Consider the following 24,902-nt stretch of genomic DNA (forward strand, 5'->3'; position numbering starts at 1 on the left):
TAGCAGCTATAACAATTGGCTTATTATCTAAAAATAAACCAGCTATGCGTGCTATTAAAGTTCCTGTTCGTAATAAACATATTAAAAAGTAACTAACGACGACAGCAGTTTTACACTGCATATAAATAAAAAAGCAGCTCTAAAAGAGCTGCTTTTTTTATGACTATTAAGTACTAGTTTATTCTTCAACTAGTACCCATTCACCTCTTGTTAATAAAGGTTCTGCTTGTTTAAATTTAACAACTTTAGATTTGCCATTCATTACATTTTTAATTGTAACTCTGTCGTTTCTACCAATTTTTGGTCTTTCTCTAGTAATTGTTTCTGTTACTTGTGGTCTATTACCTTGTGTTTGGCTAGCAGCTCTGTTCTGTGCAGCTAACTCATCACTGTTAGGTATTTCCTCTTTTGTAGTTTGTAAATTTGCTTGTGGCTTTCTTACGGTTCTTGCTTCCTGTATGTCTGATGTGTCACCAGTAGGTAATTCAGCTTTAAACAAGAATGATACTACATCTTTATTTACAGTATCTACCATAGATTTAAAAAGCTCAAAAGCTTCAAACTTATAAATTAATAGCGGATCTTTTTGTTCGTGTACAGCTAGTTGTACAGATTGTTTTAACTCATCCATTTTACGTAAATGAGTTTTCCAAGCGTCATCTACAATTGCAAGTGTAATATTCTTTTCAAAATCGTTAACCAATTGCTTACCGTTACTTTCGTAGGCTTCTTTAAGGTTGGTAACTATTTTAAGAGCTTTAATACCGTCTGTAAAAGGAACCTCTATACGTTCAAAATTGTTAGCCGTGTCTTCATAAACATTTTTAATTACCGGAAATGCAGTAGCTGCATTACGCTCCATTTTGTTTAGATAGTGCTCGTAAACAACTTTGTAGGTTTTACTTGCTATATCTTGACTGGTCATTTTTGCAAAGTCATCTTCAGTAATAGGAGATGTTACAGAGAAATACTTAATTAATTCAAACTCAAAGTTTTTATAATCACTAGCACCTTTGTTACCTTCTGCGATAGATTCACAGGTATCAAAAATCATATTAGCAATATCTAACTTTAAACGCTCTCCTTGTAATGCATGTCGTCTTCTTTTATAAATTACCTCTCTTTGGGCATTCATAACATCATCATACTCTAACAAACGCTTACGAACTCCAAAGTTATTTTCTTCAACCTTTTTCTGTGCGCGTTCTATAGATTTTGTCATCATAGAATGTTGAATAACTTCACCATCTTCTAAGCCCATTTTATCCATCATTTTTGCAACTCTATCAGAACCAAACAAACGCATAAGGTTATCTTCTAAAGAAACATAAAACTGAGAACTTCCTGGATCTCCCTGACGACCAGCTCTACCACGTAACTGTCTGTCTACACGTCTAGAATCGTGACGCTCTGTACCAATAATAGCTAAACCACCAGCATTTTTAACATCTGTAGATAATTTAATATCGGTACCACGACCTGCCATATTGGTTGCAATAGTTACAATACCTGCATTACCAGCTTGCGCAACTACATCTGCTTCTTTCTTGTGTAACTTGGCGTTAAGTACATTGTGCGGTACTTTACGTATAGTTAACATTCTAGATAACAATTCTGATATTTCTACAGAAGTTGTACCAATAAGTACTGGTCTGCCAGAGTTAGATAGTTGTGTAACTTCCTCTATAATGGCATTGTATTTTTCTCTTTTTGTTTTGTAAATTAAATCGTTTCTATCATCACGAGCAATTGGTCTGTTAGTTGGTATTTCCATAACATCTAACTTGTAAATCTCCCAGAATTCACCAGCTTCAGTAATGGCAGTACCTGTCATACCTGCAAGCTTATTGTACATTCTAAAGTAGTTTTGTAATGTAACTGTAGCAAATGTTTGTGTCATTGCTTCAATTTTTACATTCTCTTTAGCTTCAATAGATTGGTGTAAACCGTCAGAGTAACGACGACCGTCCATAATACGACCTGTTTGCTCATCTACAATCATTACTTTATTATCCATTACTACATACTCTACATCTTTTTCAAAAAGAGTGTAAGCTTTTAGTAATTGGTTCATAGTATGAATACGCTCACTTTTAATAGAGAAATCTTTAAATAACTCTTCTTTAAGTTCAGCTTCTTTTTCTATGTTTAGATTTTGGTTTTCTATTTGAGCAATCTCATAACCAATATCTGGCATTACAAAGAAATCACTATCTACATCTCCAGAAATGTGTTTAATTCCTTTGTCTGTTAGCTCTATCTGATTGTTTTTCTCATCAATTACAAACAACAACTCTTCGTCTACCGTAGGCATTTCACGGTTGTTGTCTTGCATATAAAAGTTTTCAGTTTTTTGTAATAACTGTTTAATACCTTCTTCACTTAAAAATTTAATAAGTGCTTTATTTTTAGGTAAACCACGGAATACACGTAATAATTGAAAACCACCTTCTTTAGTGTCGCCACTAGCAATTAATTTTTTTGCTTCTGCTAAAACGCCGGTTAAATATTGTTTTTGTAATTGTACAATATCTGCAACTTTAGGTTTTAACTCGTTAAACTCATGTCTGTCTCCTTCTGGTACAGGACCAGATATAATTAATGGTGTACGTGCATCATCAACTAAAACAGAATCCACTTCATCTACAATAGCAAAGTTGTGAGGGCGTTGTACTAGGTCTGTTGGTTTGTGTGCCATATTATCACGCAAATAATCAAAACCAAATTCATTATTTGTACCATAAGTAATATCTGCGTTGTAAGCAGTTCTACGTGCATCAGAATTAGGTTGGTGATAATCTATACAGTCTATAGTAAACCCGTGAAATTGAAATATAGGTGCCATCCAAGCACTATCTCTTTTTGCAAGGTAATCGTTAACTGTTACAAGGTGTACGCCATTACCAGTTAGTGCATTTAAGTACACAGGTAATGTTGCAACTAAAGTTTTACCTTCACCAGTATGCATTTCTGCAATTTTACCTTGGTGTAGAGCAATACCACCAATTAGCTGTACATCATAATGTATCATATCCCAGGTTACTTGCTTACCAGCAGCATCCCAAGAGTTTTGCCATACGGCTTTGTCTCCTTCTAGGCTAACATAGTCTTTAATTCCAGATAATTGTCTGTCATACTCAGTAGCGGTAACAGTAAGGGTAGTATTATTTGTAAAACGTTTAGCAGTTTCTTTTACAACAGCAAAAGCTTCAGGTAAAAGGTCTGTAAGCGAGTTTTCTAATGTTTTATATACTTCTTCTTTTAAGCGGTCTATTTCTGTATAAAGATCTTCGTTCTTATCTATATCTGTAGACGCTTCTACTTCTAGTTTAAGAGCTTCTATTTGTTCATTTAAGTCTTTAGTATCTGCCTTTAGCTTTTCTTTAAACTCTACTGTTTTTGCTCTTAACTCATCTAAGCTAATAGCCTCTAAACTTTGTTCAAATGCTTTAATTTTATCAACTAATGGTTGTAATTGCTTAACGTCTTTTTTGGCTTTATCACCAACAAAGGCCTTTAGCACGGAATTAATGAAACTCATATATTTTATAATTTATAAAGTCTGTTGTTTACAATGTAAACACACTCAACTATTTAGATTAATGTTCCGTAAAACTGCGGAATGTAATTTCTTACGCAAAAGGTATTCCAGTTTTTAAAAATGTACAAATAGCCACCTGCGTCTGCCAAAATTACATAAAAAAAAAGCCTCCGAGGAGACTTTTTTGTGTATTTCTTTATTTAATATTCATCCTCGTTCCAGAGGTAATCTTCTTCTGTAGGATAGTCAGGCCATATCTCCTCAATAGATTCGTAGATTTCTCCACCTTCTTCTTCCATAGATTGTAAATTTTCTACAACTTCTAATGGTGCACCAGTTCTAATGGCGTAATCTATTAATTCATCTTTGGTCGCTGGCCAAGGCGCATCACTTAAATAAGATGCTAGTTCTAATGTCCAATACATGGTAATAGTTAATTTTAATTTTTTGCAAAAATAAATTTTTAAACAAGAAAAGCAAGTTTTTTTGTAGTTTTTTAATTTATTTTTTTAAAATTGTTGATATTCAATATGTTGATAACGTTGTAAAAAAGTAAATATTAGACTTTTTTCTCAGGAATCCATTTTATTTCGGTTGCATCCAAGTCTTTTGATAGTTTTCTTGATAATACAAATAAGTAGTCGGATAACCTATTAATAAATGACAAAACATTTGCTTCAAAAGGTTCGTTCTCATTTAAATGTGATGCTAAACGTTCTGCTCTACGACAAACAGTACGCGCAATATGACAGTATGACACGGTTGTGTGTCCGCCAGGTAAAATAAAATGTGTCATCTGTGGTAAAGATTCGTTCATTTTATCCATTTCTAACTCTAGTAACTCTATGTCTGTATTACTAATTTTTTCAATATTTAGGCGTTCTTTACCGTTTTTAAGCACCATTTTTTCTGGATCTGTAGCTAAAACAGCACCAACAGTAAATAACTTGTCTTGTATGGTTGCAATAACATCTTTATAGTGGTTGTGTATCTCTTGGTCACGTATTAATCCCATCCAAGAATTTAACTCGTCTACTGTACCGTAAGACTCTATACGTAGGTGGTGTTTAGGAACTCTGGTGCCACCAAATAGGGCAGTAGTACCTTTATCTCCTGTTTTTGTATATATTTTCATTTATTATTTTCTTTAAATTTTGAGTCTATAGCTTTTTCTACCTTTAAAATTAAAGTAATAACACTTGTAAGTAGTAAAACTATACCTATTAAAATACTTATTTCTTTATTAGGTTGATATATAATACTTAATAAAGAGAGTAAAACAAGTATAAAACCAATTTTTATAAGTTGTATTGATGCATATTTTTGTGCAAAATTCCACCTGTTTTGGTTTAACATAGACTTGCTAGTTCTGTAACCGTAAATACTATTTATTTTTTTAGGAGGAAATTTAAGTTGAAAAAGTCCTAGAAGCATAAAAATACAACCAGAACCAAACGGAATATGAAATAAAGGGTTACTAAAATCCAAATAGCTTATTCTTTACGTTTGTAATTGTCCATAAATTTACGTGACTTTCTCTCTTTGCTTTTCTTTTTGTTTTTAAAGTTTATAACAAGAAAAATAACAAGTACAATTCCGCCAACAATAAAAGTAGTATAGTCCATTTTATTTTTTTTCTAAATTTAAAAATACAGTATTATAATCTAATTTTAAAATGTTCTTTTGCTTGCTCTTTTCTAAAAAATACAGCAGCGCCATAAAAAACATCTACGGTAACAGTAACATTTTTAAGTAATTTTATTTGTTCCCAAGTTTCTTTTGTCTGTTTGCTACTGTAAATATTATCAACAAAAACCATAGTGTTGTTATGGTAGTTAATAGCGGTAAACTTATCTAGATCAGGATAATTTAAATATCCAAAATCTACACTAGTTTTTGTATAGTTTAAATTAGTTGTTATATTTTTTTTAAGCTTTTCTGATGCTACAAAGGCCGTTTTTATTTTAAAATAGGCAATACTTTTAAGTACAACATTATAGCTTTTATCAGGGTGTGTCTTTTCTTTACTATATAAACATTTGGTTACGTAATTATATATAAAAGGCGAGTGTACTCCGTGCTGATTTGTTGCTTTTAGCAAAAATTGTAAATGAGCAATAAACTGAAACATAAAATTAAAATCTAACCTTCAACAATTGCAGAAAGCTCAAACCAACGTTCTGTTTTTGTCTCAATTTCGTCTATAACAAGTTGTAAATCTTTAGATAAAGCATCAATTTCATCACCACTAAGGCTAGCGTCAGAAAACTTATTTTGAAGCTCAGTTTTTTTCTCTTCTAGCTTCTTTATTTTATTTTCTATGTTGTTGTATTCTTTTTGCTCTTGAAAAGATAGTTTATTGGTTTTACCTTCTGTCTTCCAAGATTTTTTTTCTGTTTTAGCTTCCTTCTCTTTATTTTCTCTGCTTTCTAATACAGCGCTATCCTCATAAGATCTAAAGTCTGAATAGTTTCCAGGAAAATCTTCAATAACCGCATTGCCTCTAAATACAAATAAGTGATCTACAATTTTATCCATAAAGTACCTATCATGCGATACTACCAATAAGCAACCAGGAAAGTCCATTAAAAAACTTTCTAAAACGTTTAGCGTTACAATATCTAAATCGTTTGTAGGTTCATCTAAAATTAAGAAATTAGGATTTTGTATAAGTATTGTACATAAGTATAATCTTTTACGTTCTCCACCACTTAGTTTCTCAACAAAATCATACTGTTTTTTTCTATCAAACAAAAAACGTTCTAACAGTTGCTGTGCAGAGATTTGGTGCCCTTTTTTAAGCGGAATATAATCTCCAAACTCGCGTATAACGTCTATAACTTTTTGGCCTTCTTTTATTTTTATTCCCTTTTGCGTGTAGTACCCAAACTTAATAGTTTCTCCTACGATTACTTTACCGCTGTCTGGTTGGTCTGTGCCTGTAATAATATTTAAAAAGGTAGATTTTCCGGTACCATTTTTACCAATAATTCCAATACGTTCTCCTTTTAAAAAGTTGTATTCAAATTTATCTAAAATAGGTTTATTTGGATAGGATTTAGAGATTTTAACAAGCTCCATAATTTTACTACCCATACGTTCCATATTAATCTCTAGCTCTACCTTGTGTTCTTTTCTTCGTTGGTGAGCTTTGGCTTTAATATCGTTAAAATCGTCTATTCTAGATTTAGATTTTGTAGTTCGTGCTTTAGGTTGTTTACGCATCCAACCTAGTTCTTTTTTATATAAAAGTTTAGATTTATGGTGTTCTACAGCTTCTTGCGTTAAACGAGCTTCTTTTTTTTCTAAATAATAAGAGTAATTACCTTTGTAAGGGTAAAGAGTATTATTATCTAACTCTATAATTTCGTTACAAACACGTTCTAAAAAATAACGGTCATGCGTAACCATAAATAAAGTAATATTTTCTTTTGCAAAATACTCCTCTAGCCATTCAATCATTTCTAAATCTAAATGGTTGGTAGGCTCATCTAAAATTAGTAAATCTGGTCTGTTTATAAGCGCATCTGCCATAGCTAAACGCTTTTTTTGTCCTCCAGAAAGTAAACCAACCTTTAAGGTAACATCATCTAACTTAAGTTTAGATAAAATTTGTTTGTATTGTGTTTCAAAATCCCAAGCTTCAAACCTGTCCATAGCATCAAAAGCTAATTGGTATTTGTCTGCATCTTCAGGATTAGCTAATGCTTTTTCGTAATCAGCAATTACCCTTAAAACTTCATTGTCAGAGGCAAAAATAGTTTGTTCTATAGTTAAGTCTGGATCCATATTAGGCTCTTGCTCTAAAAATGAAACTCTAGTTCCTTTTCTATAGTTTACTTGTCCGCTATCTGGAGTGTCTTTACCAGATAAAATATTTAAGATAGATGTTTTTCCACTTCCGTTTTTAGCAATAAGAGCAATTTTTTGGTCTTTGTTTACACCAAAAGAAATGCCTGAAAATAGAGCGTGTTCTCCGTAAGATTTTGATATGTTTTCAACCGTAAGTAGGTTCATTTGCGAGTGTTATTTATTTTGTTTTTTGCCAAATAAATATATATCTAGTGGCAAGAGATAGCAGTATAGGAATAAATACTGGATGAAATTTTTGAATTCCGATTAGTTGCACAACAGGTACAATTAATAATAATATAAGTAAAAATATGCTGTATTTGTGTAGTTTAGATGCTGTATTTTCTTTTTTAAATAGAAAAAGTAAAGCAATTAAATTAAATGGTACAACCCATAGTAAATTAAAGTTATTGGCTGTTGCTGTGTGGTCAGTGGCAAACCAAAGTAAACTTAAAACAATACCTGTTATGCCAGTAACAAACAATAAAAATCCGTCTAACCATTTAGACCATAAATGGTTTTTAAAATCTATATAAGTTATAAATAGGACTAAGGCAAAAAGTAAAATAGACCAAAACATTGGGGTTACTAAAAAATTAATACTGTCTACTTTTTTGTGTTCCTTTAAAATTATTCTGTTAGACAATACCAAAGGGTTACCTTTAATAGTGCTGTTATTTAGTTGAGACCATACATAGTCTGGTAAAAATGTATGCTGTAAAGCTGTAGCTTCTTTGTCTATTTTAGAGCCAAGAGCTAAATCAATACCAAAGCTAGACCAAGTATTTGTACTTAGCTTTTGATCTAATAATTCTCTAAACGTATATTTTTTTTCTAAATAATCTTCTTTAAAATTAATGTCTTTACCAATAGATATGTTTAAAACATCAACAATTTTAGTAGCACAATTGTTATACAAATAATCATATAAATAGTCTCTGTTCTCTGGTTTTACGTTTTTTTCTAAATAATTATAAAGCTGTTTTTTTTGATCGATATTTAAATTTAAAACCTGTTCTTTAACACCTCTTTTGTCATATTGATATTCATATAAAAACCTTGAAAAGTCTTGTTTGCTAACCTTAAAAAGTAACCTTCCTTTAACAAAGTTTAGGTAAAAATTAGGAGCATTAAAATCAAAAATACCATAATTATAAACCTTATCTGTTCTGGTAACAGGGTCCCAAACTCTAATGGCACTATGGCCAAAAATAGAATACAACTCACTACCAGGAGCACAAGTTAATACACTAATTTGAGCGTTCTTAGATATTGAGCTATTTTGCGAATATCCAAAAGCAGAGCAACTCAATAAAAGTATAAAAACGATAGATTTAATGTAATTTTTCAAGCTCATTATTTTTTAGAAGTAACAAATATCGAACAAATTAGCAGAACTGCCGTATGGATTTTAAAAAAGCAGCTTTTTAAATTGTTTTTTTTAAAGAAATACTATTTTTACCAACGCAACTAATATTACCGTATTTTTGATGACTACAGAAATACTATTAAATAAATTAGAATGAAAAAGCATATACCAAACTTAATTACCCTTTTAAATTTATTTTGTGGCTGTTTAGCGGTTCTCTTTGCTGTACACGGACTTTTTGAGATGGTAGCTCTTTTTGTGTTTTTAGGTATATTTTTCGATTTTTTTGATGGTTTTGCGGCTCGTATGTTAAAAGTACAGAGTGAGCTTGGTTTGCAATTAGACTCTTTAGCAGATATGGTTACAAGTGGTGTTGTACCAGGTGTAGTTATGTATAAATTGTTGTTAATGGCTACTACTGGCGGATGGAGTTCATCTATGTTTACAGCTACAGAAAGTGGTTTTCATACTTCTGTTTTTACAGTTTCATCTGTAATTCCCTTTTTAGGATTTATAATAACTTTAGCATCTGGTTATAGATTGGCTAAATTTAATATAGATGAAAACCAAACAGAGTCTTTTATAGGAGTGCCAACACCAGCAAACGCGTTATTAATTATATCATTACCATTAATATTAGTTTATCAAAACTATCCTGTTTTAAACGATTTAATTTTAAATCAATGGTTTTTATTAGCGGTAACAGCTTTAAGTGCATTTTTACTAAATGCTAATTTACCTTTATTTGCCTTAAAGTTCAAAACGTGGAATTTTAAAGACAATGCAATACGCTATATCTTTTTAATACTTTGTATTGTATTAATAACAACACTAAAGTATTTAGCAGTACCAATTATAATAGTAGTTTATGTGCTATTATCTATGTTTAGTAAATTGGCAATTAAAAAAGCCTAAACTAAATAGAGTAGTGGTTTAGAAATCTATTTTAGTTTTACGTAGTTCAAAGTTTTGACCAAGGTATACTTGCCTTACCATTTCATCAGCGGCTAGTTCTTCTGGTTCTCCAGATTTTAAAATACCACCTTCAAACATAAGATAAGACCTTTCTGTAATAGCAAGAGTTTCTTGTACGTTGTGGTCTGTAATTAGGATACCGATGTTTTTGTTTTTTAACTGAGCAACAATGCGTTGTATATCTTCTACCGCAACAGGATCTACACCTGCAAATGGTTCATCTAGTAATATAAATTTTGGATCTGTGGCTAAAGCGCGTGCAATTTCTGTACGTCTACGCTCTCCACCAGAAAGCAAATCTCCTCTGTTTTTACGTATGTGTCCTAAACTAAACTCTTCAATAAGAGACTCCATTTTCATATGTTGCTCTTTTTTACTCAGTTTTGTAAGTTGTAGTACACTTAAAATATTTTTTTCAATACTAAGTTTTCTAAAAACTGAAGCCTCTTGTGCCAAATAACCAATTCCGTTTTGTGCTCTTTTGTACATAGGAAATTGTGTAATATTCATATCATTTAGATAAATATTACCTCCATTTGGTTTAACAAGCCCAACAATCATATAAAAAGAAGTTGTTTTACCTGCACCGTTAGGGCCTAGTAAACCAACAATTTCTCCTTGGTTAACTTCCAAAGATATACCTTTTACTACTTGTCGTCCTTTATAGGACTTCATAATATTGTCTGCTCTAAGCTTCATTTTTTCCATAGAATATCCAAATCTAAGTTATTCTTCTTGTAAACAGAGAAGATTTACCGTTTTTTTAACCTTCTTGGTTAGCCTCTATAGCTTCCCAATACTCGTGTGCGCGTCTTAAATGTGGAATAACAATACTGCCACCAACAAGAGTTGCAATACTAAGGGTTTCCATAATTTCTTCTTTATTGGCACCTTCTCTGTGCGAACTCTCTAAATGATATTTTACGCAATCATCGCAACGTAAAACCGCAGAAGCAACAAGTCCAAGTAACTCTTTAGTTTTTACATCTAGAGCTCCTTTACTATATGCGTTAGTATCAAGATTAAAAATTCTATTGATAACCTTATTTTTATCTGCTAATATTTTATCGTTCATTTTAGAACGATATTCGTTAAACTCTTTAACTGGATTTTGTGACATTCTTACCTAACTTTTTTGCTTCATTTTTTAACACTCTTCTAGAAATATAAATACTAATTTGATATAGTATTATAACGGGTATTGTTACTACAATTTGACTAGCAACATCTGGTGGTGTTATAACAGCAGCAACTATTAATACTACAACCAATGCTATTTTTCGGTGTTTTTTAAGTACCTCTGGAGTAACCAAGCCTACTTTAGTTAAAAAGTATATAATTATAGGAAGCTCAAACATAATACCACATGCAATTACGGATGCTTTTACGGTAGATATAAAAGAGCTTAAATCAAATTCATTTAATACCTCTTTACTAACTTGGTATGTACCTAAAAAGTTAATAGAAAAAGGAGTTACAATGTAGTAACCAAATAGCACACCAGAGAAAAATAAAAATGATGCAGCAAAAATAAATCCTTTAGAGTTTTTTCGTTCTTTTTCGTATAAACCTGGGCTAATAAAACGCCACATTTCATATAAAATATACGGAAAACCAAGTATAAAACCAGCCCATATAGATGTCCATATGTGAGCAGAAAATTGCCCAGCCATAGTTCTACTTTGTATAGTAAAAGGTAAGGTTTCTGCACAAAAGCTAGATTCCATTCCAAAATAAGTAGCTAAAGAACAAAAGAATTTATAGGTAGGAAAATCCATTTTCTTAGGACCTAGTAAAACCGTGTCAAAAATAAATTCTTTCATTGCAAAAGCAACAACACCAATAATTACTACGGCTAATGTAGATCTTATTAAATGCCATCTAAGTTCTTCTAAATGGTCTAAAAAGGACATTTCGTCCGGACTTTTTTTATTTTTTGCCATTATAAAATGCCTTCGTTTACTAAGTTATGTAAATGTAACAAACCAACATATTTGTTATTTTCTAAAGCTACTAACTGTGATATTCCTTGCTGTTGCATTAGTTCTAAAGCATCAACCGCTAAAACGTCTGTATTTACTGTTTTTGGACTTTTAGACATGATATCTTTAGCAGTTAAATTACCAATATTATCATACTTGTTAAGCATACGTCTTATATCACCATCAGTAATAATACCAACAACCTCATTGTTTTCTATAACAGCTGTAGCTCCAAGCATTTTCTCAGAAATTTCTACAATAGCTTGCTTTACAGGAGTATTTGAAGTAACCTCTGGTTTTTGGTTATTTTTTACAATGTCATTTACACGTAAATATAGTCTTTTACCCAAAGCTCCACCTGGATGATATTTAGCAAAATCTTTACTTGTAAAACGTTTTAGTTCTAAAAGAGATACTGCAATAGCATCACCAATAACCAATTGTGCAGTTGTACTAGTGGTAGGGGCTAAATTATTTGGGCAGGCCTCTTTTTCTACATATGTGTTTAGTACAAAGTTAGACTGTTGCGCTAAAAAAGAATCTGTATTGCCTGTCATTCCAATTAATATATTACCACCTCTTTTTATTAATGGAACCAAAACTTTAATTTCTGGTGTGTTACCACTTTTAGAGATGCAAATAACCACGTCATCTTTTAAAACAGTACCAAGGTCACCGTGTATTGCATCTGCAGCATGCATAAATATAGATGGTGTACCTGTAGAGTTTAAAGTAGCTACTATTTTTTGTGCAATAATAGCGCTCTTTCCAATACCAGAAATTATTAATCTGCCTTTAGAATTGTAAATGGCATTTACAGCATCTGTAAAATTGGAATCTAGTAGGTTAGATAAATTTTTTATGGCATCAGCTTCATTAGAAATTGTACGCCTTGCAATATCTAGAATTGTTTTGGAGTTGCTCAATGTAATCTTAAATTATGTGTTCTTTTAAAAAAGATGTATTATCTTTAAGAATACAAAATTACGTAAACTTATTTTTATGTGATACAGTAATTTGATGGAAATTAAAATTGACTTAAATTTTGTTTGGATTCCTAAAATTTGAGTATCTTGAAATTTATTTTATAAAAACAGGAATACAACCATTATAATATACTATGAGTAATTCTAAGATTGATTTGCATGCTTCCTTAAAAAAGTTTTTTGGCTTTAATAAGTTTAAAGGTCTTCAAGAAGATGTTATCAATAACTTGCTTCAAGGTAATAATACATTTGTAATAATGCCTACTGGCGGAGGGAAATCTCTCTGCTATCAATTACCTGCTCTAATGCAAGAGGGTACTGCTATTGTAGTTTCTCCCTTGATTGCCTTGATGAAAAACCAAGTAGATGCCATTCGTGGTATATCTTCTGAGCACGGTATAGCACACGTTTTAAACTCCTCATTAACCAAAACGCAAGTAAAAGAGGTTAAAGAAGATATTGTAAATGGTGTAACTAAAATGTTATATGTAGCTCCAGAATCTTTAATAAAAGAAGAGTATGTTGAGTTTTTAAGATCTGTAAAAATTTCTTTTGTTGCAGTAGATGAAGCTCATTGTATATCTGAGTGGGGACACGATTTTAGACCTGAGTATAGAAACTTAAAAAGCATTGTTGGTAGGTTAGGAGATGATATTCCTATGATAGGTTTAACAGCAACAGCTACACCAAAAGTACAAGAAGATATTGTTAAAAACTTAGGTATTACTGATGCTAAACTTTTTAAAGCTTCATTTAATAGGCCTAATTTGTTTTATGAAGTACGACCAAAGACATTAAATATAGAGGCTGATATAATTCGTTTTGTAAAACAAAACATTGGTAAATCAGGAATTATTTATTGTTTAAGCCGTAAAAAAGTTGAAGCATTAGCGCAAGTGTTACAAGTTAATGGTATTAGTGCAGTGCCTTACCATGCTGGCTTTGATGCAAAAACAAGATCTCGTTACCAAGATATGTTTTTAATGGAAGAGGTAGATGTTGTGGTTGCAACTATTGCCTTTGGTATGGGTATAGATAAACCAGACGTACGTTTTGTAATACATCATGATATTCCTAAAAGTTTAGAGAGTTACTACCAAGAAACAGGTAGAGCAGGTAGAGATGGAGGAGAAGGGCATTGTTTGGCTTTTTATTCTTATAAAGACATAGAAAAGTTAGAGAAGTTTATGTCTGGTAAACCGGTTGCAGAACAAGAAATTGGTAATGCACTACTACAAGAAGTTGTTGGTTTTGCAGAAACATCTATGTCTCGTAGAAAATTTATTCTTCATTATTTTGGAGAAGAATTTGACGAGGTAAATGGCGAAGGTGCAGATATGGATGATAATACCCGCACACCAAAAGAAAAAGTAGAAGCTAAAGAAAATGTGGCTAAACTTATAGGTGTTGTACAGGGAACTAAAGAAAAATTTAAGTCTAAAGAAATAGTAAATACTTTAATAGGTAAAAAAAATGCATTAATATCATCTCATAAAACAGATGAAAAACCATTTTTTGGCATAGGTAAAGATAAAGATGCTGGTTACTGGATGGCTTTAATACGCCAAACATTAGTAGCTGGTTATTTAAAAAAGGAGATAGAACAATACGGTATTTTACGTGTAACTCCAGCCGGAGCAGATTACGTTAAAAACCCTACTACTTTTTTAATGACAAAAGATCATGTGTACAGTCAAGAGAATGATGATGCTATTGTTAGTGCAGCAAAAAGCTCAGGCGGTGTAGCAGATAAAGAATTATCGTTGTTATTAAAGCAATTAAGAAAATCCGAAGCTAAAAAACACGGTGTACCTCCGTTTGTAGTATTTCAGGATCCATCTATAGAGGATATGGCGCTTAAGTATCCAATTAATATGGAGGATATGCTTAACATACACGGTGTAGGTGAAGGTAAAGCAAAAAAATATGGAAAACCATTTTTAGCACTTATTACAAAATATGTAGATGATAATGATATTGTTCGTCCAGATGATTTGGTTGTTAAAAGTACAGGTGCAAATTCAGCTTTAAAATTATACATTATACAAAATGTAGACCGTAAGTTGCCATTAACAGATATAGCAGACGCTAAAGGTTTAGAGTTAGCAGAGCTGATAAAAGAGATGGAACAAATAGTATATAGTGGTACAAAACTAAATATTACTTATTGGGTAGATGAAACTTTAGATGAAGACCAACAAGAGGAAATACATGATTACTTTTTAGAAGCAGAGTCAGATAATATAGATACTGCTATAGAGGAGTTTGATGGTGACTATGAAGATGAAGAGTTACGTTTGTACAGAATAAAATTTATTAGCGAAGTAGCTAACTAGTTTAAGAATAAGTTTAAAGTAAAAAATCCCAAAACCTAAGTTTTGGGATTTTTTTATAATTAATATTTAAGAATAATTTAGTATTGCACACCATCCATACTTCCTGCTGTTATAGCAGCAATTATTACTCCAAAGTAAAGAATAGTAAATAATAATATTACGCAAGCTAGTACTAAGCCAACTATAGATAGTATTCTACCAGTATTGGCACTATCTACGCTTATATATTTGTCAGGATTTTCTTCAAATAATTTTTTTGCAGATTTTGCTTTTGCAAAACCAATAAATGAAAATATAGCACCAAAAGGTCCACAACAAAAAAGTGTTAATACAATACTTAATATTCCCATTGTTAAGGCGCTACTAGCACCTGGTAATTCTTCTTTCATAATTTTAATTTATTGTCCAGCTTCCATTTGGTCCATAACATCTTGCCATTGGTTCATACCTTCTTCAAGACCGCCAGTTGCAATAACATAAACCCATCTAATAATCATTAATACGTTTAAAATAACAGCTATTAATGCTACAATCTTACCTGTTTTAATTTGTCCGGCATTGTCATATCCGTCAGGGTTTTCAGCATAAATTTTTTCGGCTTTAGTTGCCATAAAGTAAGCAATAGCAGACGGTATAATACCCAAACCTGCTAAACAACAGCATAAGTAACCTAGTACGCCTAATACTATAATCATTGTGCCATTTGGTAATTTTTCTTGTTCCATAATTTTAAAAGTAATTGGTTAAATAAATTTATATATATAATTAGTCAATATTAATAAGACATTAATAATGGCTAAGGCAGTTATTATTCTGCTTGCATTCTTTATTTTGTAAAAATAGTTTACTGCTACAAACGCAAATAAAAATAACAGAGAATAGATTGCTGGGTACATTTGAAAAGCACCACTAAAATCTCCTTGTAATATTAATGCTATAGATCTTTGTATACCGCAACCGGGGCAGTCTACACCTAAAAGCTTCTTGTTCATACAAGGAAGCATGTATTCATTAATATTAAATTCTAGTCTTGGTAGCAGCATTTAGGCTTGTAATCTATTTTTGAACTGGAAAAATACTACTATTTTTGTGGAAAGAAAATAAACGTCTTATTATTTTTTAAAAATTAAAGGATAAAAGATGTAAATATTAGGTATGAAAAATTTTAACATTGGTGATAAGGTAGAGGTTTTAGATGACACTATTTCTGGGGTAGTTACTGCTGTAGTTGGTGGTAATATTACTATTGAAACTGATTTGGGTTTTGAAATATCTTATCTAGAGAAAGAGCTAATTAAAATTGCAAATGCAGATACAATAAGAGTATCTAATTATGAAGTAGCTAAAATTAAACAAGAAAAGGAACAACCAAAACGTAAAAATAAGCCTGCTATAAAACCAAAAGAGCGTAATATTCCCAAGATGGAAGTTGATTTACATATTAATCAGCTTGTAAAGTCTAGCAAAGGAATGGGTAATTTTGATATGCTTAATTTACAGCTAGAAACTGCTAAACGCCAATTAAACTTTGCTATTCAAAAAAGAATACAAAAAGTTGTTTTTATACACGGAGTGGGTGAGGGAGTGCTTAAGGAAGAATTGCAATACCTGTTTAATAAATATGATAATTTAAAATTTTACGATGCAGATTATCAAAAATACGGATTAGGAGCTACCGAAGTTTATATTTATCAGAATTAAAATTTATTATTGAGGAACAGTAGTTGTTATCACTGCAAAATCTTCAATATTTAAATTTGTAATACGTGATCCATCACCTGTATCTAATGTAATGTCTTTAAGTTTTATGGTGTGTACAAAAGTACCAGCTGTTTCTCCGGCGACAGTATTTATAGTAACAGTACCTGCTGTGGCATTAATTTCTTCAGCTACACTAGGTGTTGCAGGTGGTGGAGAATCACAAAAGTAATTGCTGGTAACAGTTCCAGAAAAAGTTCTGTATGCTAGTTTAGATGCTGTTGGTATGGTACTTGTTATTTCCTCGGTAGAAGCTTCATTTTTTAATAAGCCAGATGCTAATGTTAGTATTAAAGCCTCATTGCTATTTATTTTAAAAAATAAATTAGTATCAACAGTTAGTGTACCACAGTTTTGAGCAGCAACAGTACTAAAGTCTAAAGTTTCAATTTGCAAGTCACCATCACTACAAGATAATAATATAAAAAGTGCGCTAAAAAGGAAATATTTCTTCATACTCCAAATGTAAAAGTTTTTCTTTTGATTAGTTGTAGTTTTTAACGTTTTTTAGAATTATTTAATTTTAAATCCCCTATTTTTGGGGGATTATAATTTTTGATAAATTCTGATGCAAAAAGTTTATTTAGATAGCGCAGCTACAACACAGGTTAGAGAGGAAGTTATTGCAAAAATGCAAGATGCTTTAGGAGAATGTTACGGAAACCCATCTTCTACACACAGTTTTGGTAGAACAGCTAAAACTGCTATAGAAAAAACGCGTAAAACAATAGCAAAGTACTTAAATGCTCATCCGGCAGAAATTATTTTTACTTCAGGTGGTACAGAAGCAGATAATATGATTTTACGTGCAGCAGTTAGAGATTTAGAGGTGCGTACTATTATTACATCAAAAATAGAACACCATGCCGTTTTACACACAGTAGAAGAATTAGAAAAAGAGTATGGTATTGCTTTACATTATGTGAATTTAGATGCCAGTGGTAATCCAGATTTAGAACATTTAAAAACATTACTAATACAAGATGATACTAAAAAAATAGTAAGTCTTATGCACGTTAATAATGAAATAGGTAATAAATTAGATATAGATATTGTATGTGTATTGTGTAAAGAACATAATGCACTTTTTCATTCAGACACAGTACAATCTGTAGGTCATTATACTTGGGATGTGCAACAAACTCCAATTGATTTTTTAACAGCAGCAGCACATAAGTTTCACGGACCAAAAGGTATTGGATTTGCTTATATTAAAAAGGATAAAAATATTAAGCCTTTAATTTTTGGTGGTTCTCAAGAACGTGGATTTAGAGCAGGTACAGAACCTTATCATAATATAGTTGGTTTAGAAGAGGCTTTTGTTAGGTCTTATGATAACTTAACAGAAGAAAAAGCATACGTAACAGAGTTGAAGCAATATTTTATAGATAAAATTAAAACTGAAATTCCAGAAGTAAAATTTAACGGGTTATCTGGTGATATAGAAAAAAGTACCTATACATTGGTAAATGTAAACTTACCTGTAGATGAGAAAAAAGGGGTAATGCTTTTGTTTCATTTAGACTTAAAAGGTATTGGTTGTTCTAAAGGTAGTGCTTGCCAATCTGGTAGTAGCTTAGGGTCTCACGTGTTAACAGAGGTTTTATCTGCTGAAGATTTGCAAAAACCATCAGTACGTTTTTCTTTTTCTAAGTACAATACTAAGCAAGAGTTAGATTATACAATACAAGTTTTAAAAGAATTTATAGAGAGCTAGTTTTTCTTGCTCTTTTTAATTCTTTCTTTATCATAAGGAAATTTACGAGTAGCTTTTTTCATCATACCATCAATTAGATCTATGGTGTTTTTACCAGTCTTCTTGTTAATTTCCTTTTCGTATTTCCAAAGTAATTTACCAGAATCTCCGTCACTGACTTTTATTCCAATACGCCCGTAATTGGCGTTTCCATCAAAATAATCAAAGAAATTAAAAGATGTAGAAACACCATTAGATAGTAGTACGTTTAAATCAATATTACCGCTTATAATTCCGTCTACATTTAAAAGTTTAGCTAATTCTTTTGTAGTGTGTATATCTATGTTTTTAAATGTAATGTTGTTTTTGGCTAATAGGGCGTTAGTATTTTTTATGTTCTGAAACTCTACTGCGTACTTCTTTTTCTTTTTACCTCTTAAAAAATAAGTTTCTAATGCATTTTGTACTGCATAGCCTTCTTTTTCTTTTAAAGCATTTAGCTCTTCATCTGTAATGTCATCTTTTAACTCTAAATTGGCTAAAAAAGGTATAATGGCAAGTATTTTATGGTCTTTACTAATGGCGTCAAAATGCTGATTCTCATAAATGTTTTTTTGTGCATTAACTCCACAAAAAGATAATAATAGTATAAAAAGTAATGTTTTTTTCATTTTTGTATTCTCTAAAATTGCATTCCTGTATATTGAGTTTAAAAAACTCTATTTTTATAATCAGAAATGACTAGTTGCTTTACGTATCTCTAGTTTTGGTTTGAGTAATTGTATGTTAAAAGGCTTAAAATTTTTGTGATAACAGTGTTTTTTTAATCAATTAAACACACTCTTTTTATAATTGAGTTTCTGCTTGCAAAAATATATGAAATTCCTAAATCTACACGCTTATACTAATTTAATCTACTGTTATATTTATGCTAATCTGTTTAATTATTGGTTTAACTATGTTTAAAGTTGGTATTAGGAAGTTTATTTTCTGAAAAAAGTAGTTTCATAAGTTTTAGAGTTGCCTACATTATCTGTTACTACTACTTTTAAATTACACTCTTTTTTATCAAGAATTTTATCATCAAAATTATATGTAATTGTATTTGTTTTATACTCGTAGCTCATTAAAATCCACTCTCCGTTTAAGTAAGCGTTGTAGGTGTCAATTCCACTTAAGTCATCAACAATTTTAAGGCTTAAATATTTGTAATTATTAAGCCATTGTTTTGCTTTAAAGTTTTTAGGAGTAATTACGGGTGCTATTGTGTCTTTAGCAAGTGTGTATGTGCCCAAGTTTTTTGTTCTTGTTGTAAATGTATTTCCTCTTTTGTATGTTGTAGCGTGTATTGGTTGCTTTCTGCTATTTAGTCTTGCTATAAAAAGTTTTTTTCTTTCTGATGCAGAATATTTACTAACATCAAAAGTAATTGTAAAGTTACGGTGAGCAGGAACTTCACCATTATGAATTTTTACAGTATCTGCACCTTTTTCTAAATCTATATAAAAATCTTTATAAAATGTATTAGCAGGGAAATATACTTTGGCGCCATCTAAATTGTAGTTATTTGGTTTTTTTGCAATTAGATAGTTATCTGTAATTTCTATTTTTTTAGGTGATTTTAATTCTTGTACTTTACCTTCAACCGGAATAATAATTTTAGTTGTGTTATCTTCCCAGTCCTTTAAAAGTAATACTACATTGTAGCTAAGACCATTATTTACAGTTATTTTTCCATCATTATGTAAGTCAGAGTAAATGCTAAGTTTATTACTAGGCTCTTTAAAACATTTTACAATACGTTGACTGTATTTTCCGTAGTGTTGGTAGTCTATTAAAGTGTTAATATATCTAGACTCTGCAAACGAGAAAGTGTTAAATTTAAACTTAGAATAGGTTTTACCATTTACTTGTTGTTCTATAGAATAAATACCGTTTTTATTTGCAGCCATATCTTGCCTGTCATATCCATTAAAGCCAATTCCTATGGTACCAGCAGCATACACTTTATCTGCTAAATAAGACCCATCTGCTTGCCTTTTAAATTTTAACTGTGTTTTGTCTGCGTTGCGGTTTATTTGTGCATTATCACTTAAAGGATAGGCGTAAAGGTTTAATATTGTAGGGTCTGTTGCATCTCTAATATCATAGCCATACAAAAGCGGATTTGTAGGTTTACTGGTTGTGTTGCTTCTAATTTCAAAATGTAAATGTGGTCCAGAAGAACCTCCCGTATTACCAGAATAAGCTATAACTTCACCTTTTTTAACTTTTAGCTCACCAAAATCAGGAAAAGTTTCTACTTGGTAAGACTGTTTTTTGTATTGTATTTTTTTTATATACTCTTCTATTTTTGGAGAAAATTTTTGCAAATGAGCATACACAGATGTGTAACCACTAGGGTGTGTAATGTATAGAGCTTTGCCATAGCCCCAATGTGATATTTTAATACGTGTAACAGAGGCATCATCTATGGCGTAAACAGCTAAACCTTCTCTTTGTTGGGTTTTAATATCTATACCAGAATGAAAATGATTAGAGCGTAACTCACCAAAATTACCAGCTAATATTAAAGGAATGTCTAAAGGAGATTGAAATTTGTTCTGTGGATATTTTTCTTGTCCGTTAACAGAAGTAAGTAAAAATAATGCAGCTATAAATGCGTAAATTCTCATATGTATTGTTAAAGTTGATACGAAAATAACCAATCCCGCTTAATTGAAAAAGACTAATACGTCTTAAAAATTACAAAACACCTTATTACAAGAGGTTAAGTGCTAAGATTTAATTCTTTACAAGAATAATTGAAAAAAGTATTGCGAAGTAGTTTATTCTATGTTAACTTTGTGATAAATGCATCGATTTTTGTAAATGAGCGAATTAGTTGAAATTGTTGATTCTTTAGAAAACAAAGTTAGCAAGCTACTTCATAAAATGGAGTTATTACAGCAAGCTAATAGTAGGTTGTATGGAGAATTACTATCGCTTAAAAAAGAACAAGCTGCTACTTCTAATTTAGTTTTAGATTGGGAAGAAAAGTACAATGCTCTTAAACTTGCAAATTCTATGCTAGGCAGTAATAAGAATAAAACAGAAGCAAAGCTTAAAATAAATACATTAATTAGAGAGTTAGATCATTGTATTGCTCAACTAGCTGAATAGTGTAATATTAATACTTATGGCAGAAAAGCTAAAAATTAAACTTTCTATTGCAGACAGGGTTTACCCATTAACTATAGATCCTAGTCAGGAAGAAGGTTTACGTAAAGCTGCAAAAAATATAGAGCAGTTAGCAAAAAAGTTTGAGCAAAACTATGCCGTTAGAGATAAACAAGATGTTTTGGCAATGTGTGCCTTGCAGTTTGCCTCTAAAATAGAACAAAAAAGTATTGATAAACAAGAAGATACAACAGAGGTGACAGAGCGTTTAAAAGCTTTGGAGAGTATTGTAGATTCTAAGCTAAGCTCTATATAGTACAAATACGTTCATTACATAACATTAAGTTACTGCCCACATTGGTATTTTTTTGACAAACTCAACATTAATTTGTTTTTAAAGGGTGAGTTTAGTTTGTAAAAGCAAGCCTTACTAGTATAAGGATCCTTGATCATGCTGTTAGCCCTAATCCTGTTTTATAGGAGTTTGTACAAAACACCCCCAATGTGGGTTTTTTAATATATATAAACAACCATGGAGAATATTACATTTATAATTGTAGGAGCTATAGTAGGTTTAGCAATTGGTTTTATGATAGCCAAATTTTTAGAGAAAGGCAAAGCCTCTAAAACAATAGCAAGTGCAAAACTAGAAGCAGAGTCAATCTTAAGAAATGCTAAGACAGAAGGTGAAAGCATAAAAAAAGATAAAATATTACAAGCAAAAGAAAAGTTTTTAGAACTTAAAGCAGAACACGAAAAAGTTATTATTGCAAAGGACAAAAAAATGTCCGAAGCAGAAAAGCGTACAAGAGATAAAGAGTCTCAAGTAAGTAATGAGCTTGCAAAAGGGAAAAAATTAAATGATCAATTGCAGTCTAAATTACAATCTGTAGATCATAAAAATGACTATTTAGAAAAGAAACAGTCTGAGTTAGATAAACTACATAAAAATCAAGTGCAGCAATTAGAAGTAATTTCTGGTTTATCTGCAGATGAAGCAAAAGAGCAATTGGTAGATTCTTTAAAAGAAACTGCAAAGTCAGATGCTATGGCGTTTATGCAAACTGCAATGGAAGAAGCTAAGCTTACTGCAGAACAAGATGCTAAAAAAATTATCATAAATACCATACAACGTATAGGTACAGAAGAGGCTGTAGAAAACTGCGTATCTGTTTTTAACCTTGAGTCTGATGATGTAAAAGGACGTATTATTGGTAGAGAAGGAAGAAACATTAGAGCCTTAGAAGCTGCAACAGGAGTAGAAATTATTGTTGATGATACACCAGAAGCAATTATACTTTCTTGTTTTGATTCTGTGCGTAGAGAAGTAGCACGTTTATCTTTACATAAATTAGTAACAGATGGCCGTATACACCCAGCACGTATTGAAGAGGTTGTGCGTAAAACAGAAAAACAAATAGAACAAGAAATTGTAGAGGTTGGTAAGCGTACAATTATAGACTTAGGTATTCACGGTTTACACCCAGAGTTAATTAGGGCTGTAGGTCGTATGAAATATCGTTCTTCATACGGGCAAAACTTACTGCAACACTCTAGAGAAGTTGCTAAGCTTTGTGGTGTAATGGCAGCAGAGTTAGGTTTAAACCCTAAAACAGCTAAAAGAGCAGGTTTATTACATGATATAGGTAAAGTACCAAATACAGAAGTAGAGGTAGAAACTCCACACGCTATTTTAGGTATGCAATGGGCAGAGAAATACGGGGAAAAGCCAGATGTGTGTAATGCAATTGGTGCTCACCACGATGAAATTGAAATGAAAACATTAATTGCTCCAATTGTACAGGTTTGTGATGCTATTAGTGGTGCTAGACCAGGTGCAAGAAGACAAGTTTTAGACTCTTATATACAGCGTTTAAAAGATTTGGAAGAAGTTGCCTTTGGGTTTGTGGGTGTACAAAAAGCATATGCCATACAAGCGGGTAGAGAGTTGCGTGTTATTGTAGAGAGTGAAAAAGTAAATGATGACAAAGCAGCTGAATTATCTTTTGAGATTTCGCAAAAAATACAAACAGATATGACATATCCAGGACAAGTAAAAGTTACTGTAATACGTGAAACTAGAGCTGTTAACGTTGCTAAGTAATTTTTTAACTACATAGTATAATATTAAAAAAGCCTCCTAAATGGAGGCTTTTTTAATGCTTAATATTTTAGATTTTAATTATTCTTTTTATTGCCAAAAATGGCATGCATCATTAAGCGTAAACTGTATAAAAATAAACCCATAGCAGCTAAAGACAATATAAAGCCAAGTATAAGCACAGGTAAATATAAAGGGTGATTTTCATTTTTAAAAGCTTCGTATATTGCTCCAGGGCCAGAAAACATAAGTAATATTGTTAACCCAAAAAACTTAATGCTTTTGTAAAAAGAGTCAGACTGTGTTGTGGGCATATGTATAATGGTATTTATTAATTTATAGTAATTGTATATTCGTATGTTTCAGATAAATTAAAATATCCTAAGGCGTAATTGTCTTCATTTGTGGTATTAATTATGTTGCCTCTAATAGTAGCTGGTGTTGTTTGAAATGGTCCTCCAGAGCTTTCTCCACTCTGAGCTAAAATTAAATCCATATAATTATAAAATTGTTCATCTGCGCCATTTAACTTTATAACAACTTCCTTGCCAGAAGATAGATCATCATAAAAATAAGAGAATTTAAATGTCTCTCCCTGAAAAAATTCATCTGAAGTGGTTAAAAATTCACCAAAATCTAAATCAAAAACATAAAAATCTTCTCTGCTAGCATCATCTGTAAAAGAAACAATTAACTCTGTATCGTTTTCATCAAAAAGTGTAGCGTCTCCTTGTTCAACATTGTCAATAGCTACACTGGGTATTAGGGTTGTTTCTGCAGTATATGTATTGTTGTTGTACACAACATTTAGTTGGTATGTTTTGTTAAACTCGGGAGTAAAGTTATTTGTTGTAGATTGGTAATAGCCTGCGTTACCATTGGAGGTAAATGGATATAAAGTACCAGAATTTAAATCTGTAATTGTAACATTTGCATCATTTACTGGTTTGTTTTCATTAGCAAAATAATCTGTTGTTAAAGATAATTTTACAAAGCCATCTGTTCTTACAGGAGATTCTGTAGTGTATACATCAAAACTAGCATCTATAACTAATTTTGGTTCTGTGCTTGGTACATCTATGTCTACAACATCCTCGCATCCAAAAAATAATAAAAGTGGTATAATGTATGCTAACTTTTTCATTAT

At 31.4% G+C, this 24,902-nt stretch carries 27 protein-coding genes and 1 other RNA gene; 8 read left to right on the plus strand and 20 right to left on the minus strand.

The genetic code is table 11. The features are described 5' to 3' along the window. Window positions 1-178: 178 nt before the first annotated feature. The 8 genes from secA to AX016_RS10690 all read right to left on the minus strand — a co-directional run bounded on the left by secA (window position 179) and on the right by AX016_RS10690 (window position 8,744). A complete protein-coding gene (secA, locus tag AX016_RS10660; RefSeq protein ID WP_100895594.1) occupies window positions 179-3,541 on the minus strand; it encodes a preprotein translocase subunit SecA in 3,363 nt (1,120 codons plus the stop codon). Window positions 3,542-3,741: 200 nt separating this feature from the next. Next, window positions 3,742-3,966: a DUF2795 domain-containing protein gene (locus tag AX016_RS10665; protein ID WP_013551418.1), complete on the minus strand. Its 225-nt coding sequence runs from the start codon at window positions 3,964-3,966 to the stop codon at window positions 3,742-3,744. A gap of 134 nt (window positions 3,967-4,100) precedes the next feature. Next, window positions 4,101-4,676: a cob(I)yrinic acid a,c-diamide adenosyltransferase gene (locus AX016_RS10670; protein WP_100895595.1), complete on the minus strand. Its 576-nt coding sequence runs from the start codon at window positions 4,674-4,676 to the stop codon at window positions 4,101-4,103. Beyond that, window positions 4,673-5,029 carry an SdpI family protein gene (locus AX016_RS10675; protein ID WP_100895596.1) on the minus strand — a complete coding sequence of 119 codons (357 nt, stop codon included), beginning with the start codon at window positions 5,027-5,029 and terminating at the stop codon, window positions 4,673-4,675. The genes AX016_RS10670 and AX016_RS10675 overlap by 4 nt, the downstream gene beginning before the upstream one ends. A gap of 5 nt (window positions 5,030-5,034) precedes the next feature. Continuing rightward, window positions 5,035-5,166 carry a hypothetical protein gene (locus AX016_RS17395; protein WP_286142029.1) on the minus strand — a complete coding sequence of 44 codons (132 nt, stop codon included), beginning with the start codon at window positions 5,164-5,166 and terminating at the stop codon, window positions 5,035-5,037. Between the two features lie 32 nt (window positions 5,167-5,198). Next, complete coding sequence (locus AX016_RS10680; protein WP_100895597.1) at window positions 5,199-5,672, minus strand: hypothetical protein; 474 nt, start codon at window positions 5,670-5,672, stop codon at window positions 5,199-5,201. 11 nt (window positions 5,673-5,683) lie between these two features. Further along, window positions 5,684-7,558 carry an ABC-F family ATP-binding cassette domain-containing protein gene (locus AX016_RS10685; RefSeq protein WP_100895598.1) on the minus strand — a complete coding sequence of 625 codons (1,875 nt, stop codon included), beginning with the start codon at window positions 7,556-7,558 and terminating at the stop codon, window positions 5,684-5,686. A 13-nt stretch (window positions 7,559-7,571) separates the two neighbouring features. Beyond that, window positions 7,572-8,744, minus strand: a complete 1,173-nt coding sequence (locus AX016_RS10690; RefSeq protein ID WP_198519427.1) for an Lnb N-terminal periplasmic domain-containing protein — start codon at window positions 8,742-8,744, stop codon at window positions 7,572-7,574. Between the two features lie 171 nt (window positions 8,745-8,915). Here AX016_RS10690 and AX016_RS10695 point away from each other — a divergent pair, with 171 nt between their 5' ends. After that, the gene (locus AX016_RS10695; protein WP_100895600.1) at window positions 8,916-9,677 is read left to right on the plus strand and encodes a CDP-alcohol phosphatidyltransferase family protein; all 762 of its coding nucleotides are present in this window, start codon (window positions 8,916-8,918) and stop codon (window positions 9,675-9,677) included. A gap of 18 nt (window positions 9,678-9,695) precedes the next feature. Here the strand turns inward: AX016_RS10695 and lptB are convergent, their stop codons facing one another. The 4 genes from lptB to AX016_RS10715 all read right to left on the minus strand — a co-directional run bounded on the left by lptB (window position 9,696) and on the right by AX016_RS10715 (window position 12,645). Then, window positions 9,696-10,436, minus strand: coding sequence for an LPS export ABC transporter ATP-binding protein (gene lptB / locus AX016_RS10700; RefSeq protein WP_034645320.1), 741 nt, complete (start codon window positions 10,434-10,436; stop codon window positions 9,696-9,698). A gap of 64 nt (window positions 10,437-10,500) precedes the next feature. Then, on the minus strand, window positions 10,501-10,857 hold the full coding sequence (locus AX016_RS10705; RefSeq protein ID WP_100895601.1) for a carboxymuconolactone decarboxylase family protein: 357 nt from the start codon (window positions 10,855-10,857) through the stop codon (window positions 10,501-10,503). Further along, the gene (tatC, locus tag AX016_RS10710; RefSeq protein WP_100895602.1) at window positions 10,838-11,680 is read right to left on the minus strand and encodes a twin-arginine translocase subunit TatC; all 843 of its coding nucleotides are present in this window, start codon (window positions 11,678-11,680) and stop codon (window positions 10,838-10,840) included. Before tatC ends, AX016_RS10705 begins: the two co-directional genes overlap by 20 nt. Further along, window positions 11,680-12,645 (minus strand): KpsF/GutQ family sugar-phosphate isomerase, encoded by a 966-nt coding sequence (locus tag AX016_RS10715; RefSeq protein ID WP_100895603.1) that lies wholly within the window; start codon window positions 12,643-12,645, stop codon window positions 11,680-11,682. The genes tatC and AX016_RS10715 overlap by 1 nt, the downstream gene beginning before the upstream one ends. 194 nt (window positions 12,646-12,839) lie before the next feature. Between AX016_RS10715 and recQ the strand changes: the two genes are divergently transcribed. Then, entirely contained in the window at window positions 12,840-15,041 is a 2,202-nt protein-coding gene (recQ, locus tag AX016_RS10720; protein WP_100895604.1) for a DNA helicase RecQ, read from the plus strand. 77 nt (window positions 15,042-15,118) lie between these two features. Here recQ and AX016_RS10725 read toward each other — a convergent pair whose 3' ends face one another. From AX016_RS10725 to AX016_RS10735, 3 genes are read right to left on the minus strand one after another with little or no spacing between them, the layout of a single operon-like run. Further along, window positions 15,119-15,430, minus strand: coding sequence for a CCC motif membrane protein (locus AX016_RS10725; protein ID WP_330400351.1), 312 nt, complete (start codon window positions 15,428-15,430; stop codon window positions 15,119-15,121). Window positions 15,431-15,439: 9 nt separating this feature from the next. Beyond that, the gene (locus AX016_RS10730) at window positions 15,440-15,766 is read right to left on the minus strand and encodes a CCC motif membrane protein (RefSeq protein WP_100895606.1); all 327 of its coding nucleotides are present in this window, start codon (window positions 15,764-15,766) and stop codon (window positions 15,440-15,442) included. 18 nt (window positions 15,767-15,784) lie between these two features. Beyond that, window positions 15,785-16,084: a DUF2752 domain-containing protein gene (locus AX016_RS10735; RefSeq protein WP_100895607.1), complete on the minus strand. Its 300-nt coding sequence runs from the start codon at window positions 16,082-16,084 to the stop codon at window positions 15,785-15,787. Between the two features lie 112 nt (window positions 16,085-16,196). Between AX016_RS10735 and AX016_RS10740 the strand changes: the two genes are divergently transcribed. Next, on the plus strand, window positions 16,197-16,742 hold the full coding sequence (locus tag AX016_RS10740; protein WP_100895608.1) for a Smr/MutS family protein: 546 nt from the start codon (window positions 16,197-16,199) through the stop codon (window positions 16,740-16,742). Between the two features lie 6 nt (window positions 16,743-16,748). Here AX016_RS10740 and AX016_RS10745 read toward each other — a convergent pair whose 3' ends face one another. Next, on the minus strand, window positions 16,749-17,255 hold the full coding sequence (locus AX016_RS10745; protein ID WP_100895609.1) for a hypothetical protein: 507 nt from the start codon (window positions 17,253-17,255) through the stop codon (window positions 16,749-16,751). A gap of 112 nt (window positions 17,256-17,367) precedes the next feature. Here AX016_RS10745 and AX016_RS10750 point away from each other — a divergent pair, with 112 nt between their 5' ends. After that, window positions 17,368-18,516, plus strand: a complete 1,149-nt coding sequence (locus AX016_RS10750; RefSeq protein WP_100895610.1) for a cysteine desulfurase family protein — start codon at window positions 17,368-17,370, stop codon at window positions 18,514-18,516. Here AX016_RS10750 and AX016_RS10755 read toward each other — a convergent pair. Then, the gene (locus tag AX016_RS10755; RefSeq protein WP_100895611.1) at window positions 18,513-19,166 is read right to left on the minus strand and encodes a hypothetical protein; all 654 of its coding nucleotides are present in this window, start codon (window positions 19,164-19,166) and stop codon (window positions 18,513-18,515) included. The genes AX016_RS10750 and AX016_RS10755 overlap by 4 nt on opposite strands. A gap of 312 nt (window positions 19,167-19,478) precedes the next feature. Beyond that, the gene (locus AX016_RS10760) at window positions 19,479-21,170 is read right to left on the minus strand and encodes a M23 family metallopeptidase (RefSeq protein ID WP_100895612.1); all 1,692 of its coding nucleotides are present in this window, start codon (window positions 21,168-21,170) and stop codon (window positions 19,479-19,481) included. Between the two features lie 196 nt (window positions 21,171-21,366). Between AX016_RS10760 and AX016_RS10765 the strand changes: the two genes are divergently transcribed. The 4 genes from AX016_RS10765 to rny all read left to right on the plus strand — a co-directional run bounded on the left by AX016_RS10765 (window position 21,367) and on the right by rny (window position 23,758). After that, window positions 21,367-21,657, plus strand: a complete 291-nt coding sequence (locus AX016_RS10765; protein WP_100895613.1) for a hypothetical protein — start codon at window positions 21,367-21,369, stop codon at window positions 21,655-21,657. A gap of 16 nt (window positions 21,658-21,673) precedes the next feature. Beyond that, a complete protein-coding gene (locus tag AX016_RS10770; protein ID WP_100895614.1) occupies window positions 21,674-21,970 on the plus strand; it encodes a cell division protein ZapA in 297 nt (98 codons plus the stop codon). 59 nt (window positions 21,971-22,029) lie between these two features. Next, a non-coding RNA gene (gene ssrS, locus AX016_RS10775) (6S RNA) lies at window positions 22,030-22,140 on the plus strand. Window positions 22,141-22,186: 46 nt separating this feature from the next. Then, entirely contained in the window at window positions 22,187-23,758 is a 1,572-nt protein-coding gene (rny, locus tag AX016_RS10780) for a ribonuclease Y (protein WP_100895615.1), read from the plus strand. Window positions 23,759-23,832: 74 nt separating this feature from the next. Here the strand turns inward: rny and AX016_RS10785 are convergent, their stop codons facing one another. Both AX016_RS10785 and AX016_RS10790 read right to left on the minus strand, forming a co-directional pair. Next, entirely contained in the window at window positions 23,833-24,069 is a 237-nt protein-coding gene (locus AX016_RS10785) for a DUF6095 family protein (RefSeq protein WP_100895616.1), read from the minus strand. Between the two features lie 17 nt (window positions 24,070-24,086). After that, window positions 24,087-24,899, minus strand: a complete 813-nt coding sequence (locus AX016_RS10790) for a DUF4249 family protein (protein ID WP_100895617.1) — start codon at window positions 24,897-24,899, stop codon at window positions 24,087-24,089. Window positions 24,900-24,902: the final 3 nt, after the last annotated feature.

Source organism: Cellulophaga sp. RHA19, from assembly GCF_002813425.1.
GTDB lineage: Bacteria > Bacteroidota > Bacteroidia > Flavobacteriales > Flavobacteriaceae > Cellulophaga.

What these genes read in the sequence shown, in the direction of transcription:
- secA (WP_100895594.1), bottom strand. Translation starts at nt 3,541, where the DNA reads ATGAGTTTCATTAATTCCGTGCTAAAGGCCTTTGTTGGTGATAAAGCC.
- AX016_RS10665 (WP_013551418.1), bottom strand. Translation starts at nt 3,966, where the DNA reads ATGTATTGGACATTAGAACTAGCATCTTATTTAAGTGATGCGCCTTGG.
- AX016_RS10670 (WP_100895595.1), bottom strand. Translation starts at nt 4,676, where the DNA reads ATGAAAATATATACAAAAACAGGAGATAAAGGTACTACTGCCCTATTT.
- AX016_RS17395 (WP_286142029.1), bottom strand. Translation starts at nt 5,166, where the DNA reads ATGGACTATACTACTTTTATTGTTGGCGGAATTGTACTTGTTATTTTT.
- AX016_RS10680 (WP_100895597.1), bottom strand. Translation starts at nt 5,672, where the DNA reads ATGTTTCAGTTTATTGCTCATTTACAATTTTTGCTAAAAGCAACAAAT.
- AX016_RS10685 (WP_100895598.1), bottom strand. Translation starts at nt 7,558, where the DNA reads ATGAACCTACTTACGGTTGAAAACATATCAAAATCTTACGGAGAACAC.
- AX016_RS10695 (WP_100895600.1), top strand. Translation starts at nt 8,916, where the DNA reads ATGAAAAAGCATATACCAAACTTAATTACCCTTTTAAATTTATTTTGT.
- lptB (WP_034645320.1), bottom strand. Translation starts at nt 10,436, where the DNA reads ATGAAGCTTAGAGCAGACAATATTATGAAGTCCTATAAAGGACGACAA.
- AX016_RS10705 (WP_100895601.1), bottom strand. Translation starts at nt 10,857, where the DNA reads ATGTCACAAAATCCAGTTAAAGAGTTTAACGAATATCGTTCTAAAATG.
- tatC (WP_100895602.1), bottom strand. Translation starts at nt 11,680, where the DNA reads ATGGCAAAAAATAAAAAAAGTCCGGACGAAATGTCCTTTTTAGACCAT.
- recQ (WP_100895604.1), top strand. Translation starts at nt 12,840, where the DNA reads ATGAGTAATTCTAAGATTGATTTGCATGCTTCCTTAAAAAAGTTTTTT.
- AX016_RS10725 (WP_330400351.1), bottom strand. Translation starts at nt 15,430, where the DNA reads ATGAAAGAAGAATTACCAGGTGCTAGTAGCGCCTTAACAATGGGAATA.
- AX016_RS10730 (WP_100895606.1), bottom strand. Translation starts at nt 15,766, where the DNA reads ATGGAACAAGAAAAATTACCAAATGGCACAATGATTATAGTATTAGGC.
- AX016_RS10735 (WP_100895607.1), bottom strand. Translation starts at nt 16,084, where the DNA reads ATGCTGCTACCAAGACTAGAATTTAATATTAATGAATACATGCTTCCT.
- AX016_RS10740 (WP_100895608.1), top strand. Translation starts at nt 16,197, where the DNA reads ATGAAAAATTTTAACATTGGTGATAAGGTAGAGGTTTTAGATGACACT.
- AX016_RS10745 (WP_100895609.1), bottom strand. Translation starts at nt 17,255, where the DNA reads ATGAAGAAATATTTCCTTTTTAGCGCACTTTTTATATTATTATCTTGT.
- AX016_RS10750 (WP_100895610.1), top strand. Translation starts at nt 17,368, where the DNA reads ATGCAAAAAGTTTATTTAGATAGCGCAGCTACAACACAGGTTAGAGAG.
- AX016_RS10755 (WP_100895611.1), bottom strand. Translation starts at nt 19,166, where the DNA reads ATGAAAAAAACATTACTTTTTATACTATTATTATCTTTTTGTGGAGTT.
- AX016_RS10760 (WP_100895612.1), bottom strand. Translation starts at nt 21,170, where the DNA reads ATGAGAATTTACGCATTTATAGCTGCATTATTTTTACTTACTTCTGTT.
- AX016_RS10765 (WP_100895613.1), top strand. Translation starts at nt 21,367, where the DNA reads ATGAGCGAATTAGTTGAAATTGTTGATTCTTTAGAAAACAAAGTTAGC.
- AX016_RS10770 (WP_100895614.1), top strand. Translation starts at nt 21,674, where the DNA reads ATGGCAGAAAAGCTAAAAATTAAACTTTCTATTGCAGACAGGGTTTAC.
- rny (WP_100895615.1), top strand. Translation starts at nt 22,187, where the DNA reads ATGGAGAATATTACATTTATAATTGTAGGAGCTATAGTAGGTTTAGCA.
- AX016_RS10785 (WP_100895616.1), bottom strand. Translation starts at nt 24,069, where the DNA reads ATGCCCACAACACAGTCTGACTCTTTTTACAAAAGCATTAAGTTTTTT.
- AX016_RS10790 (WP_100895617.1), bottom strand. Translation starts at nt 24,899, where the DNA reads ATGAAAAAGTTAGCATACATTATACCACTTTTATTATTTTTTGGATGC.